Origin of the sequence: Bifidobacterium tibiigranuli (genome assembly GCF_022655035.1) — a bacterium.
GTDB classification, from domain to species: Bacteria; Actinomycetota; Actinomycetes; order Actinomycetales; family Bifidobacteriaceae; genus Bifidobacterium; species Bifidobacterium tibiigranuli_A.
The window spans coordinates 1-13,377 of record NZ_JALCUA010000012.1 but is presented as its reverse complement, the minus strand read 5'-3'; the positions used below and the strand labels follow the sequence as shown (position 1 = coordinate 13,377).

Sequence of the window (13,377 nt, the reverse complement as noted above, 5' to 3'; positions counted from 1 at the left end):
CCGCCCATTACCTAGTTAACTCCTGCCGTGGAACCTAGGAAGTACCTAGGAAGCTAAACCCTACCAACTTCCTAGGTTCCTAAGTATTCTTCCTAGGTTCCAAGGTTACTTCCTAAGTAACTTCCTAGGTTCGTTGTGGCGCACGGTCGATTAGTCGGTTAATTGGCGACGCTGCTCGTCTCTCCGTGCGATGCGATAAGCCGATAACGGCGTTTCGGGCTGTATTTGGATCCGATGCCTTCCACAAGTCCTTCCTCCATCAGTTGGGAAATATAATCACGAATGGTTTTGGTGGAGACTCCGGCGGCGTTCGCCAGTTCAGAGGTGCTGGCGCTTTGCCTTTCCGCTAGGTAGGCCAGTATGGCCGATCTCATATTGTCGTGCGAGTAAGAAGCGCCTTCCTGTTCGGTCATCTTGCGATGCCCGAAGATAATGCGGAATTCGCTTAATGAGCTGACTGGGATTGGAGGCGGCATCAGCGCATCGGCCAGAGAGCCCTTGATGATCGCGTACCCGGTGCCGCGATTCTCAACCACGTGCCCTGTCTGCCCATCGATGTCCGTGTACGGGGTGTCTTCCAGAATCCTGGAAAGGAACTGATTCCTGGATTGCGTACTGCCTTTCTTCCCGAGTTCATCAACGGTGAGAGGTCCGAACAGACCGCCGGGATTGATGATTTCCAAGCGGTCTGGATACAGTTCCACCCGGACGGGCGCACCTTGGGCGTCGAGCGAATAATCGCGGTGCATCAAGGCGTTCGCAACTGCTTCCCTGATCGCATCAAGCGGGTACTCGGGCACATCCTCGCGCAGGGCACCTTTGATGAGCGCACCGTGTCGAATATTGCGTGAGACAGCACGCAGCGCCGCTACGAGCATGACCGGGATAGGGCCGTCGATGTTTTCTGAATCTACAAACCGATGCCCTCCTGTGGAGGCGTCTCCTTTGATTGCAGTGGGGAAGGCTGAAAACACAATGTTCAAGCGAGGGAAGAATTTCTGAGGGAATGCGCCGAGCGCAAACAGTCCGGCAATTGTAGGCCGTGCAACGCCTTGTGCATCATAGGCCACGACACGGCGATTCGTCATCAGCTGCTCGTCCGTCATTGAGGCGGTGCCGCCGAAAGATCCGCTTCGCTGAATATCCAGCCAGCCAGATAGCAGTTTTCTATCGAAATCCTCGATGGTTGCGTCGTCGACGATCGCAATGTCATTGCGCGCCGTGCGATACTGATTTTCCATGAAACGGTCGATTTCGTACATGGTCAGTTTGTAATCGCCGTCGCCGGTTCGCAGATACGAACCTTCTGGTCTTCCATATCGCTTGATGTAGCAGGGTTTCTGCCGCGCATCCAATTCTGGGATATTTGCCACCACGATGGGTTTGCGCTCATAGTTCAGCACTTGGATATCGGCGAATATGGCGGGGCTGATCAGATCCCGTGCTGCTTGGGCCAGCTGACTTTGCAGTTTCCTGACATCGACATCCACTGCGTGAAATGTCTTTTCAGAAATGCCCAGAATGATAACGCCGCCTGTAGTGTTTGCGAAAGCCACCATTGATTCCACAACGGAGGAGGGGAATCCGCCTTTGGCGTCTTTGATTTCATAATCCGCCAGATCTGTGCCGGCTTCTTTCATAACGGCAATAGCTGCTGCCAACTCCGCGTCGGTGGAGATTCTCGAGAACATAGCCCCTGCCTTATGTGTTTCGCCGCTACAGTATATTCTGCATTACCTAGGAAGCTAGTATATCAAAACTTCCTAGGTTCCTAAGTATTCTTCCTAGGTTACAAGGTTGCTTCCTAAGTAACTTCCTAGGTTCGAAGACGGTTCTTGGCTGGTAAGAGAGGCTTCGGGGAGGGGTAATTCGTAGTATGCCTCCAATTACAGGAATTCGAATAAGTCAGTTTTGTCCGTATTGTCAATTTTGCCGTTTTTGATATAATGACCGTATTGCGTTTCGAATACGCCCCAAGGAGGTCATCATGAGCATGGTGGTGATTGATAAGGCAGTGGTGCAGCCGGATACGCCCTATGTTCTGCAGGGTGACGGCAAGACCTACCGTCTGGATCGCTCGGCTTTCGAAGCTGCTCTGCAGGCAGCCGAAGCGGCTTCGGATAATCAGTCGTTGATTACGACCGGCGAGGCGGCTGAAATTCTGCAGATGTCAGCGCGTACGGTCGCACGTATTCTCGACGCCGGACGTCTACCGTTCTTCCGCAACGGACAGTCAGGTCGGCGCATGGTAGCTCGCGAGGACGTGCTTGCTTACCGAGATGCGCAGATGCATCGAAAGGCTCACTTGCAGGAGGCTCGCGATTTGGCCGATAATCTGGGTCTGTATGATATCGATCCAGCCTCGTTGCCCTTGAAAACTCGGTAGGCAAGGGACTGGAATCGTGAGAAGAGTCGTCATCGATGCAAACATTTTTATGCGGACGTGGTTGCTTGACCCGATGCTTTGCCTTGCCGATGAGGCCTTTTGAACGGATTCGGACATTCTCACGCCGAGAATGTCCGAATCCGTTCAATTGGAGGTTAGTCCTAGTCCAAACGGTTTGAAAGGTTCCCCAAGTGAGCTAACGCCTACTCATTACTCAGCAGGAGTGTCGATGATGGTTGGGGTCTTTTCGCCGGCGGTGATGGCGAAGTCGAAGTTGTTTTCTTCGGGCGCGAAGGGGCAGGTGCAGAAGTAGGTGAACGCGCAGGGCAGGTTCCCTGTCTGGTTGAAATCGAGGTAGGTGATGCCGTCGGGGTCGGTGAAATCAAGGTGAAGAGCTCGCCCGCCGCCGTATGTCTCCTTGCCGGAAGTGGCGTCGCGCAGGAGGATGAAGCCGTAGTCCTTCGTGTTCTGGCGGTTGTCCAGGTAGGCTTTCTTGCCGGTTTTCTCGTCGACCTTGATCCAGGCCGAATCGTCGTTATGCCCCTGCAGGACGACGATTCGGTGCTCTTTGCCGTCGACTTCGACATACAGATCGCCGATGGCGGTTTCGTTGTGGGACAGGTCGCCCAGCACGGCGGAGGTCTCGACGTTCTCCCATTGCGGCAGCGGCACGTAGCGCGCGGGAACGACCCAGCGCTTGTCGGGCTTGAAATGCGGGATTCCTGCGAATCGCTGGCGAGTGATCGAATTCGGGTCGCGCTGGCGCACCGCGAAGGTCCTGCTCGACCCGATGCGCTTGATCAGCTGGGCGCGGACTCCTTCGTAGTCGAAGTCCTCCACATTCACGTCAGCGGTGATATCGACGGTGATCTCCTTGGGCTCGGTCAGCACCTCGCCGTGGTTCACCACGTCCTTGCCCGGCTCCGGCGTGTATATCACGGTGTTGCCCTGCTGCGACCACTGCCCGGGGAAGCCATCGATGGTGATGGTGGCGTTGTCGCTCAGCCAGTCGATGCTGCGCAGCGAAAGCCAGCCATATTCAGAGTTGAGCTGGGCCTCCCGCGCCTCGCGCAGTTTGTTCCATAGCGCGGTGTACTCGTCGTCGCTGAGGTTTTGGATATCCTGATATGTAGTCATGATGACCCCTTTGTGGTGTGTTCCTTACATTGTGTGTTGTTTGTTAGTGGTGTTGTTACGGTCTTGTGGTGCGATATGTGGTTGTGATGCGTGATTGTGTGGCTAGTCGCGTTGCCGGATGAGCTGCGTGCCGTCTTCCAGCGCTTTGGCGATCAGCTCCTTGGAGAGCTCGGTAATAGGAACGATCGGCTCGGGTTTGGCTTCCAAAGGGCGCAAGGGTTTTTCCATCCAGAGCTTGTCGTACCAGGTGCCCAATTTGTAGCCGGCTGCATAATTTCGCCCGACGGGCTTGTAGCCCAGCGCCGCATGGAATCTGGGGCTGGTATCTGGCAGATGTGGGTCGTGAATACCGGTCCTTACAGTGGAGTTAACACCGTTGCCAGTACCCGCAGTACCGTTGCCGTTGCTATCGTCACCGGCCACGTCGTCAAGCTGCGGTGGCAATCCGCCGATGTCGGCCAGCGAATCATCGCGGCGAACGGTGATGCAGGAGAACAGACTGACGACGTGCTGTGCTTTCAGCAGGGCTTCCAACGCTTGGTAAAGGGCTGACCCTATGCGATGCCCACGGAAATCAGCGTCAAGATAGATAGACATATCGGCGGACCAGCCGTAGGCCGGCCGCTCTCCCATAGGATGAGCGAAGGCATATCCCACGACTTGCGACCCGTTGAGATCGGCGACGATGAATGGGTAGCGCGTAGAAACGAGTTCGATGCGCTTGGCGAACTCCTCTTTGGGGGGTATATCGTATTCGAAATTGATAGCCGTTTCGGTGACATAGTGGGCATAGAATTGCGCGATATCGCGGGCGTCCTCCACCCGTGCCAGACGTAATGTGATTGAGCTCGGGCGCTCCTGTTCGGATTGCTTGGGCTGCGAGTCATCCGCCTCAAGGTTCGTCTCGATCTGAGTTTCCTCCGCGGTTGCTGCGGCGATGCTTGCAAACGACATGCGTTATGCCTCCTCTTGGGGTGTGACCCCGGACAGGAATTGCCGGGTGCGGTCTTCCTTGGGATGGTTGAATATCTGGTCGGCTGAGCCTTCCTCTTTCACAACGCCTTGATCCATGAAAACGACATGGTCGCAGATGCGACGCAGGAAGTTCATCTCATGCGATGCGATCAGCATGGATTGCCCTTCATCGGCCAGGTTCTTGATAACCTTGAGCACTTCGCCGATGTTTTCGGGGTCCAGGGCGGACGTCGGTTCGTCCAGCAGCATGAGCTTGGGTCGCAGCACGGCGGCTCGCGCCAAGGCGACGCGCTGCTGCTGTCCGCCGGAAAGCTGATCGGGGAAGCTGTTGCGCTTGGCATACAGCCCGACCTTGTTCAGGAATTCTAGCGACGCCTCATGCGCCTTTTTGGGGGCGTAATGCTTGGCGTGAGTGAGCGCGAGCTCGATGTTCTCCGTCGCGGTGCTGAGCTTGTAGAGATTGAAGTTCTGGAACACCATGGCGGTCTGCTTGCGCAGCTCCTGAACCTGCTGTTTGCTGGCATGCGTGGTATCCACGACATTGCCATCAAATTCAAGCGTCCCGGAATCGGGTGACTCAAGGAAATTCGTACACCGTAGCAGCGTGGATTTTCCCGCGCCGGAGGAGCCGATAAGGCCGATTACCTTGCCGTCCGGCACTTCGATGCTCACCCCGCGCAGGACTTCGTTCTTGTCGAAGCGTTTGCGCAAATCGGAAATTCTGACAACCATAGTGCTGTTCCTTAAGACTGATGACATTGCTGTGAACATTGCTGTGAAGGGTAAGAGAGTTTTGCGAGTCGCAGTGGTTCCTACCCGAGCGTTGCCTTGGCAAACGCTGGTGTCGCCGCTACCGGTGCAATGTCGACAGCCACTGTTGACGAATTGCCCGCAATGGCTGTCGTCGTAGCTTGTGCAGGCTCCCACTCCGGCGCATCGTTGTCGGTTATCGTCCGTTCGTTGCGCTTGAGCCGTTGCTCGATCCAGCGGAAAAGCGCGGAAAAAGCGCCCGAGAGGATCCAGTAGCACAGCGCGAGGGCGATGTACATTTCCAGGAATCGGTAGGTGCGTGAGGCGGCAAGCTGACCGGCCGAGGTCATATCGACCACGGAGACGACGAACGCCAGAGACGTGCCTTTGAGCATGCTCACGAACTGGGATCCGAGGGAAGGAATGGCGACGACAAGCGCCTGCGGGATGACGATTTTGCGATAGGCGGTGAATTTCGACAGCCCGGTGGAAAGCGCCGCTTCCATCTGGCCCTTGTCCACGCCTTGCAGCGTCGCTCTGAATGATTCGGCGGAATATGCTGCGGTGATATTCGTGAAGGCGACGAGGACGAACAGCATCTTGGGGATGCCGTTAACGCTGATGCCGGTGCCCCAGTAGTAATTCGTGTACTGCAAGATAACCGGAATCCCGTAGAAGGCTAGGAACAGCTGCACCAGCTCCGGAGTTCCGCGAGTGAAAGACACGAATATCCCGCAGAGCTGGTACAGCACCGGCGGCCTGTACATCTTGACCAAGGCGAGCGCAAGGCCGAAGATCCAGCCGAAAATGGTCGAAACGATGACGATTTCCATCGTCACGGGCAATCCGGACAGAATCGCCGGAATGTCGGACCAGATGTACGAAGCGTCGAAAATATCGGGCATCGGCATATCCTTTCCCGCTCTCAATCATCAGAGCTAAGAGCCGTTGGAACTATTTGAAACTGTTGGAGTTGTTCGCCGCGCAAGCGTATGCGTATGTGTATGCGGTTATGCCCAGTCAGCCTTCGTACCAGTCATGTCATAGCCCAAGTAGTGCTTGGAGAGCTTCTGCATCGTGCCGTTCTGGTGGAGTGTGACGAGGGCCTTGTCGACTGCGTCCGAAAGCTTCTGACCATCAGCGGTTTTCGGGAACAGGAAGTAGGTCTCCTGCCGCAGCGATTTGAGCAACTGCTTCTGTTCATCGTTTTGCGCCGCGCTATCGGGTATGGCGATGTACTCGACTTTGACACCGAGATCCGTGGCGTAGACCTTCTGGTGGAATCTGCCGCCATAGCCGAAATCGAATTGCCCTTGGCTGATCTGGCGCAGACGTGTGGCGTGATCCACGCCCGTATACACGATGTTCAACGGCTTATTGGGGAAGAGCTTATTGAAGTCTTCTACGAAGACTTCCCATGCTGAGCCTGTCTGATCTGATGGAACAGTGTATCCGCCGAGGTCGGAGAGCTTGGTGAACTTGTGCGTTTCCGAGAATCCGGGCTTCGCTAGGACGGAGGCGCTGTCGCGGTAATGCGGGTATTTCGAGAAGATGAACTTCTGTGCGCGTTCGGGTGTGTAGTTATAGAAGTTTGCGCCTATCTGGTATTTGCCGCTGTCGATTCCCGCCGTGATACCTTGGAAATCCACTTTCTCATAGTTGAACTTATACTGCGGCGTGAGCTTGTCGACTTCCTTGAGCAACTCGATTTCATATCCTGTGAGATTCCCGTTTTTGTCGGCATAGGTCATGGGAGCCGGGTTGCCGGAGGTCGCAACTGTTATGGTTTTGACCGCATTGGCGGACTGCGCCTCGCCGCTTGCATCGCCGCGTTGGCCGCATGCCGAGGTCATGACCATGAGGGCCGCGAGCACGACGGCCGCCGCCGCCCTCCCTCGTTGTTTCGTTCCGAATTTGCGCGAAAACATGGCTTTCTCCTTCTTCTTGTGCCGCACGTTGTTGCATAGCACCAAGAGTGACTGAACCGCGTTGACGGAGTGCATGCTGGTGCCATGTGCGTTGCGTTCACTATAGAAGTGCTCCGAGTTGCGCAAATCGGCGTGCCTATAGCCGTTATCTATAGGCAGTTATCTTGGCGATCGGCTCGGTGGATATTGCTGCTGAGGTAAAAGGTATGCGCCGGAACGCCCGAAGAGCCTTGTATAAGGAATATGTATACCGTTCTACGCAATTCTCGTGGTGACATGAGATATCTTCGGCAGAAAACTAGCGGTGCATAGCTGTGGCTGGCCGATTATTTGGACTGTTCGGCTGTCCTGCGTCGTTGAATCATCATTGACCTACAGCAGTTGGTCTGTACACAAAGGATTTTCCATGGAATTGTTTTCACGCCCCGCTTCCGTCAGCTATGACGACATCAAGCATCAAAGTCCCGAGGAGTTCCGCAAGGAGTGGGAGGAATGGCGGCGTCTGCGCGAAGACTATATGAAGGAGCCGTATGGCTGGCTTTCGCTCACCAGCATCGACTGGCTGGAAAACGGGGAGCCGAAAACGCTTGACGGCTTCCCGGGAACGTGGCTGCAGCAGGGCGACGCGGTAATCTATACGCCTCCGGAGGATGATGGCATTGTCATCACGAATCACGATGCACCTGTGAGCGAGCCGGTGCGCATCAACGTGCCCGAAAAGGGCGATTTTAACTTAGAGGATTTCTATAACGGCGACGTTCGGGCGCAGCTCATCAAACGAATCGGCGTGCAGCATCAATTCGCCATCCGCATACGCGACCCGCACTCCGCCGGCATCGGGCAATTGCAGAGCATTCCCTCTTTCGAACCGGACCAGCGGTGGGTGTTCCCGGCGAAGTTCGAGCCGGCCGAGCAGCATGAGGATGTGACTGTTGGCGCAGTCGCTGGCGAATTGTCGCATGACGAGACATCCATCGGAATTCTGCATGTTGATTTCGATGGCGACAAGCGTGATCTGATCGTCTTCGAGGTGCATAACGACGATTCCGGCGCACGCCGCATCGATGAAGCGACGGGCGAGTACATCTACCTCAACAACCGCGCGAACATCACCAACGAAGGCCACGTCCTGTTCCGCGACAAGACATCAGGCCACGAGAGCTATGGCGGCGCACGGGTCATCGGCTTCGACAACAGCGACCCTGCTTCGGTCAGCTACGTCGATTTCAACCGTTCGATGAACCTTCCCTGCGCGTTCACCGTGTTCTGCACCTGCCCCTTCGCGCCCTTACAGAACACGCTGCCGCTCGCGATCGAAGCCGGTGAAAAGAAGCCCGCCGTCTTCGGCTCGTTGGAGTGAGCGGCTGCTGGTAACGCGGAAAGGTTGTGCTCATGACGAATGAACCCGCCATAGAGATACAGGATGTGACCAAAACGTTTGCGACGCGCGGCGGAACTGTCACTGCGCTTCATGATGTCTCCTTGAGTATCGAACGAGGCACGATCTACGGAGTCATCGGGCACAGCGGCGGAGGTAAAAGCACGCTGGTACGCTGCGTCAACGGTTTGGAGCGCCCGACGCAAGGCGTGGTCAGAGTGCAAGGCGAAGATATCGCTGCGCTGTCGAGAGAAGAGCTGCGTCTGAGGCGCAAGAAAATCGGCATGATTTTCCAGAATTTCAATCTGCTCGACAACGCGACTGTGCAGAAGAATATCGAGCTTGCGCTTCCGGCAAGAAAGCTGGGGCGTGCAAAGACGTCTGAACGAGTGAGTCTCCTTTTGGAGGAGGTCGGGCTCGCCCACAGGAGCGACAGCTACCCTTCTCAGCTTTCCGGCGGGCAGCGGCAAAGGGTCGCCATAGCTAGAGCCATGGCCAATGAACCCGACATCCTGCTGTGCGATGAGCCGACGTCGGCCTTGGATCCGGAAACGACTGACTCAATTCTCGAACTGCTCCGCCAGCTCAACGAAACGCACGGCATAACAATCATGCTCATCACCCATGAGATGAGCGTAGTGACGCGAATATGCAGCAATGTGGCGGTTGTTAACGAAGGCACGCTTGTGGAACGTGGCGCCACGGTTGATATCTTCAAGCAACCCAAGCATGCGGTGACGCGCGGTTTCGTAGACAGCTTCTTCCAGACTAAAGAGGCCGCCGAGAGCCTGCGCAGCCCGTATGTGACGAATCTCGTGAGCGAGGGCGCGTGGATTGTGCGCTTTCTGTTCTATGGAGACGAAGCGTACCAGGCGTTCATTTCCGAAGCTTCGCAGAAATTCGGCATTCAGATCAGCATCATCTATGGCAGTGTCAGGATGATAGGAAGCGCCCCGCTCGGCAATCTGTATGTGCTTGTCAGGGGAAACGCGGATCAGCTGGCTTCGTTGTTCCAATTCGCCAGGCAATCGCAGGTGTCCTGCATACGCATCAACCAGGCGGGAGAAGAGCTATGAGCGCTTTCTTCGAACATTATTTCCCCAACGTCATCATGTATGGCGATGATATTGTCACCAGTTTTTGGCAGACCGTCGTCATGGTTGCGATCTCCTTCGCCTTCGTGGTGGTGCTGGGCACGTTGCTTGGCATCCTGCTCGTAGTGATCTCGCCGGGGCATATTTACGAAAACAGCGCGCTGAATGCGATCATACCCAAAATCGTCAACTTCATGAGATCGATCCCATTCATCGTGCTCATCACCATGCTGCTTCCGGTCACGCGCATAATCGTGGGGACGGGCATAGGAGTGCGAGGTGCCATCGTGCCGATGGTGATCGGGCATATTCCCTTTTTCGCACGCCAAGTCGAGCAGGCACTGCTGGAGGTCGATCCGGGGAAGATCGAAATGGCGCAATCCATTGGTCTGACGCGCCCGGCGATCGTATCATCCGTGCTGCTGCGCGAATCACGATTCAGCTTGATACGGATTACGACGCTGATGGCTATCTCCCAGGTCAATCTCTCTGCGATGGCCGGTGCGGTAGGCGGCGGAGGCCTCGGCCAGATGGCCATTCAGTATGGTTTCTCCCAGTACATGTTTGACATCGCACTGGTCACCCTGTTCCTCCTCGTCGCCATCGTATACTTCTTGCAGCTGCTTGGAAATCTGACCCTCAAACTATCGACTCATCACCAATGAATATGCATCACAACACATATATCACAACAAAAATGGAGCATCCACTCATGAATAACAATATTTTCGATTCCAGCAACGGCGTTCGAACCCGTAGCTACAGGCTGGGCCGGCACCTGTTCCAGAAGGTGTTTGCGGCTTTTGCCGTGCTGACGCTATTTGCGCTGTCCTTGGCCGGATGCGGCAGCTCAGGGGAGAAAGTCGTCAAAGTGGCTTTGAGAGCACCTTATAAGATTATCTATGATGCGCTGAATCAGGAACTCGCAGCCCGCGGAGACAAAATCAAAGTCGTAACCAGCACATATGACACGTCTACTGACACGAGCCAGCTGCTGGTCGATCACGATGTCGATATCGCCGCGACCATCCATTCCGCTGCGCTGAAGGCGGCCCAGAAAAAGAACCCTCCATTCAACGACGTTGTCAGACTCGGCTATATTCATATGCAGGGGTCGTCGTTGTATTCTCATAAATACAAATCTGTCGCGGCGATTCCCGATGGTGCCACTATTTCGATTCCCTCGGATACGTCCAATCAGGCACGTGCCTTGTACAATCTGCAGACGATGGGATTGATAAAGGTCGATATGACGGTTCCATACCCCACTCCTCGAAACATAACGAGCAATCCGAAAAATCTGAAGTTCAAGGAAATCACCACACAACTGCAGGTGAGAACGCTTGATGATGTGGATGCAGGTTTTGTGCTGACCACCCAGGCATATGATGCAAAACTCGATCTTAAATCGGCGCTATGGGGAGAATCGACTGACTTTAAGAAATATCCCGAGCAACGACAGTACATCATTATGTTCACCGTGCTCAAGGAGAATCTCAACAACCCTACGTACAAAAAGGTTGTCGAAGCCTATCACTCGCCGCGAGTGTACAAGGCCTACGTCAAGGAGTATGGCAACGCGCTCGTTCCTGTCGATAATCAGGGCAACGCTGTTGATTTGAAGCAATACGCGTGAAATGAGGGGAGATAAGTCAGGAAAGGCATGGGACCCGGGTCCCATGCCTTTCGTTCGGCTTGCTTCACAGGGCATAGTCAGAAGGCATGTGCATGGCAGCTGCAGTCACTGAAACGATAATAGACAAGGCGCTTCTCGAAATTCGGAACGCATTGCAGGACGAGGATATCGAGACGGATCCGTCAGCGACGGCGCCGTATGCTGAAGACAAATCCGCATTCAGCGGTGATGCTCGCCTTATTGCGGCCGTATTGCTGCCCGAGACGACCGCTGAGGTGCAGAGCATCCTTCGTGTCTGTAATACCTATCGGATCCCTGTGACGACACGGGGCTCCGGCACCGGCCTCGTTGGCGGTGCAATACCGGTCAGGCAAGGATTCGTGCTCAGCACGGAAAGGCTAAACACCATCCGCAAGATTGACCCTATCGGTATGACGGCACGGGTGCAGGCCGGTGTAATCACCGATGCCATCTCCGATGCAGCATCCCAATACGGACTGTTTTATGCTCCGGATCCTGCGAGTTCCGCTGTTTCGAGCATTGGCGGGAACATCGCCACGAATGCTGGCGGCCTTCATTGCGTCAAGTATGGCGTAACGAGGGACAATGTGCTGTCGCTGCAAGTGGTTCTGGCCGATGGCAGTGTCATCGAGACCGGTAAAGGCGTCATCAAGAATGTTGCAGGGCTTGACCTTACCGGATTATTCGTGGGTTCGGAGGGCTTGCTTGGAGTGGTGACCGAGGCGACCGTGCGATTGCGGTCGATTCCAGCGGAAATCAAAACCGTGGGAGCTGTTTTCTCTGGCATACAGGCAGCATGTTCTGCAATCAACGGTCTTTTCGAGCATAATGTTGCGCCCGCCGTCCTTGAACTCATGGAAGTGCCGCAACTGCTGGCCGCCCAACCAAAGTATGCGCGTTTTGCCGTTGAAGGGGCCATGGTTCTTGTGCAGATTGACGGATCGGACATCGACAGCGAAATCGAGCGTGTGACGTCGCTGTTGCGAGACAGTCAGGGGATCATTATTGATGCGCGTGATGCACAAGGCGACAATGTTGACTTGCTGAATCTGAGGAAATCACGACCGCGGCTCCCGCGAGAGGCGATTCGCACCCATGGCGATGTGGCAGTGCCGAGATCTGCGGAATCGACCATGTTCGGCACCGTGATTGCCATCGCTCGTCAGGAAGGGCTTTCGTACACGGCGATCGCGCATGCTGGGGATGGGAATATCCACACTCGATTCTTCCAGATTCCCGCCAGCGAAGCAGAATCCAGCGATATATCAGAACGAGTGAAACGGGCGCAGAGCAGGCTGTTCGAGGCGGCGCTCGCCGTCGGCGGGACGCTGACCGGTGAGCATGGCGTCGGGCTTGAACTCGCCGCTCGTCTACCTCGGCAGCTCGGCGAGGCCAATATGAAATTGCAGCGTGGCATCAAACAGGTTTTCGACCCGGACAATATCCTTAATCCGGGGAAATGGCTTGATGCGGAAGACGGAAAGAAAGACTGACCATGCGTGATGACATCGATTTGCGAATCGGCTCCCCGGTGGATCCTGTGCCTCCCAGCGTGAAAGCTGCGCTGGAACGAGGATATAACGCGCACCGATATATATCGGCACGAGGTCTGCCGGAATGCCGAGCAGCGTGTGCGAATTGGTATAGAACGACACGAGGCGTGATGGACATTGATGATACATCCGTGCTTCCTGTCGCCGGAACGAAGATGCTTATCGGCCTGCTGCCGCTGTGGCTTGGCCTTGATTCTTCCAGCGTCATCGTCATCCCGCGGCTGCACTATCCGACCTATGAGGCGGGCGCCGCGTTGGTGGGTGCGCAAGTGATTGCCGAGGACGATGTCGAGCGATGGCCCGAAAATGCTTCGCTGATCTGGCTGAATTCGCCACGAAACCCTGACGGCGCAATCAATGGGCGTGATTACTTGCAGCGTGCCATAGAACGCGCTCGCCAATTGAACGCGATTATCGTACAGGATGAATGCTATTCCGCGTTCGACTGGACCTCCGAGGGCGACGACCCCACTGCCAGCATTCTTTCAATACCGGGTGCCACACGGCCTGGTGGCGGCG

13 protein-coding genes are annotated in these 13,377 nt (G+C 55.4%); 7 read left to right on the top strand and 6 right to left on the bottom strand.

What is annotated here, in order from left to right; translation table 11 throughout:
- Nucleotides 1-158 precede the first annotated feature (158 nt).
- The gene (locus LKK40_RS09540) at nt 159-1,691 is read right to left on the bottom strand and encodes an ATP-binding protein (protein WP_152581530.1); all 1,533 of its coding nucleotides are present in this window, start codon (nt 1,689-1,691) and stop codon (nt 159-161) included.
- 296 nt (nt 1,692-1,987) lie between these two features.
- Here LKK40_RS09540 and LKK40_RS09535 point away from each other — a divergent pair, with 296 nt between their 5' ends.
- The gene (locus tag LKK40_RS09535) at nt 1,988-2,386 is read left to right on the top strand and encodes a helix-turn-helix domain-containing protein (protein ID WP_152581529.1); all 399 of its coding nucleotides are present in this window, start codon (nt 1,988-1,990) and stop codon (nt 2,384-2,386) included.
- Nucleotides 2,387-2,596: 210 nt separating this feature from the next.
- On the opposite strand, the gene LKK40_RS09530 is transcribed toward LKK40_RS09535, so the two are convergent.
- From LKK40_RS09530 to LKK40_RS09510, 5 genes are all read right to left on the bottom strand, one after another.
- Nucleotides 2,597-3,523: a DUF1684 domain-containing protein gene (locus LKK40_RS09530; protein WP_304310377.1), complete on the bottom strand. Its 927-nt coding sequence runs from the start codon at nt 3,521-3,523 to the stop codon at nt 2,597-2,599.
- A gap of 102 nt (nt 3,524-3,625) precedes the next feature.
- Nucleotides 3,626-4,477 carry a GNAT family N-acetyltransferase gene (locus tag LKK40_RS09525; RefSeq protein ID WP_304310376.1) on the bottom strand — a complete coding sequence of 284 codons (852 nt, stop codon included), beginning with the start codon at nt 4,475-4,477 and terminating at the stop codon, nt 3,626-3,628.
- Between the two features lie 3 nt (nt 4,478-4,480).
- A complete protein-coding gene (locus LKK40_RS09520) occupies nt 4,481-5,230 on the bottom strand; it encodes an amino acid ABC transporter ATP-binding protein (protein WP_304310375.1) in 750 nt (249 codons plus the stop codon).
- An 80-nt stretch (nt 5,231-5,310) separates the two neighbouring features.
- The gene (locus LKK40_RS09515; RefSeq protein ID WP_304310374.1) at nt 5,311-6,153 is read right to left on the bottom strand and encodes an amino acid ABC transporter permease; all 843 of its coding nucleotides are present in this window, start codon (nt 6,151-6,153) and stop codon (nt 5,311-5,313) included.
- Nucleotides 6,154-6,258: 105 nt separating this feature from the next.
- The gene (locus LKK40_RS09510; protein WP_304310373.1) at nt 6,259-7,176 is read right to left on the bottom strand and encodes a transporter substrate-binding domain-containing protein; all 918 of its coding nucleotides are present in this window, start codon (nt 7,174-7,176) and stop codon (nt 6,259-6,261) included.
- A 406-nt stretch (nt 7,177-7,582) separates the two neighbouring features.
- Here LKK40_RS09510 and LKK40_RS09505 point away from each other — a divergent pair, with 406 nt between their 5' ends.
- The 6 genes from LKK40_RS09505 to LKK40_RS09480 all read left to right on the top strand — a co-directional run.
- Nucleotides 7,583-8,536, top strand: coding sequence for a DUF1684 domain-containing protein (locus LKK40_RS09505; protein WP_304310372.1), 954 nt, complete (start codon nt 7,583-7,585; stop codon nt 8,534-8,536).
- Between the two features lie 32 nt (nt 8,537-8,568).
- On the top strand, nt 8,569-9,630 hold the full coding sequence (locus LKK40_RS09500) for a methionine ABC transporter ATP-binding protein (protein ID WP_152581522.1): 1,062 nt from the start codon (nt 8,569-8,571) through the stop codon (nt 9,628-9,630).
- The gene (locus tag LKK40_RS09495) at nt 9,627-10,313 is read left to right on the top strand and encodes a methionine ABC transporter permease (protein ID WP_152581521.1); all 687 of its coding nucleotides are present in this window, start codon (nt 9,627-9,629) and stop codon (nt 10,311-10,313) included. Before LKK40_RS09500 ends, LKK40_RS09495 begins: the two co-directional genes overlap by 4 nt.
- A gap of 47 nt (nt 10,314-10,360) precedes the next feature.
- Complete coding sequence (locus LKK40_RS09490; protein WP_162000798.1) at nt 10,361-11,284, top strand: MetQ/NlpA family ABC transporter substrate-binding protein; 924 nt, start codon at nt 10,361-10,363, stop codon at nt 11,282-11,284.
- Between the two features lie 92 nt (nt 11,285-11,376).
- A complete protein-coding gene (locus LKK40_RS09485) occupies nt 11,377-12,798 on the top strand; it encodes an FAD-binding oxidoreductase (RefSeq protein ID WP_162000797.1) in 1,422 nt (473 codons plus the stop codon).
- A 2-nt stretch (nt 12,799-12,800) separates the two neighbouring features.
- The coding region (locus LKK40_RS09480; RefSeq protein WP_304310371.1) for an aminotransferase class I/II-fold pyridoxal phosphate-dependent enzyme at nt 12,801-13,377 on the top strand (577 nt) is incomplete at its 3' end.

Coding starts and splice junctions, on each gene's coding strand:
- LKK40_RS09540 (WP_152581530.1), bottom strand. CDS start 1,691: ATGTTCTCGAGAATCTCCACCGACGCGGAGTTGGCAGCAGCTATTGCC.
- LKK40_RS09535 (WP_152581529.1), top strand. CDS start 1,988: ATGAGCATGGTGGTGATTGATAAGGCAGTGGTGCAGCCGGATACGCCC.
- LKK40_RS09530 (WP_304310377.1), bottom strand. CDS start 3,523: ATGACTACATATCAGGATATCCAAAACCTCAGCGACGACGAGTACACC.
- LKK40_RS09525 (WP_304310376.1), bottom strand. CDS start 4,477: ATGTCGTTTGCAAGCATCGCCGCAGCAACCGCGGAGGAAACTCAGATC.
- LKK40_RS09520 (WP_304310375.1), bottom strand. CDS start 5,230: ATGGTTGTCAGAATTTCCGATTTGCGCAAACGCTTCGACAAGAACGAA.
- LKK40_RS09515 (WP_304310374.1), bottom strand. CDS start 6,153: ATGCCCGATATTTTCGACGCTTCGTACATCTGGTCCGACATTCCGGCG.
- LKK40_RS09510 (WP_304310373.1), bottom strand. CDS start 7,176: ATGTTTTCGCGCAAATTCGGAACGAAACAACGAGGGAGGGCGGCGGCG.
- LKK40_RS09505 (WP_304310372.1), top strand. CDS start 7,583: ATGGAATTGTTTTCACGCCCCGCTTCCGTCAGCTATGACGACATCAAG.
- LKK40_RS09500 (WP_152581522.1), top strand. CDS start 8,569: ATGACGAATGAACCCGCCATAGAGATACAGGATGTGACCAAAACGTTT.
- LKK40_RS09495 (WP_152581521.1), top strand. CDS start 9,627: ATGAGCGCTTTCTTCGAACATTATTTCCCCAACGTCATCATGTATGGC.
- LKK40_RS09490 (WP_162000798.1), top strand. CDS start 10,361: ATGAATAACAATATTTTCGATTCCAGCAACGGCGTTCGAACCCGTAGC.
- LKK40_RS09485 (WP_162000797.1), top strand. CDS start 11,377: ATGGCAGCTGCAGTCACTGAAACGATAATAGACAAGGCGCTTCTCGAA.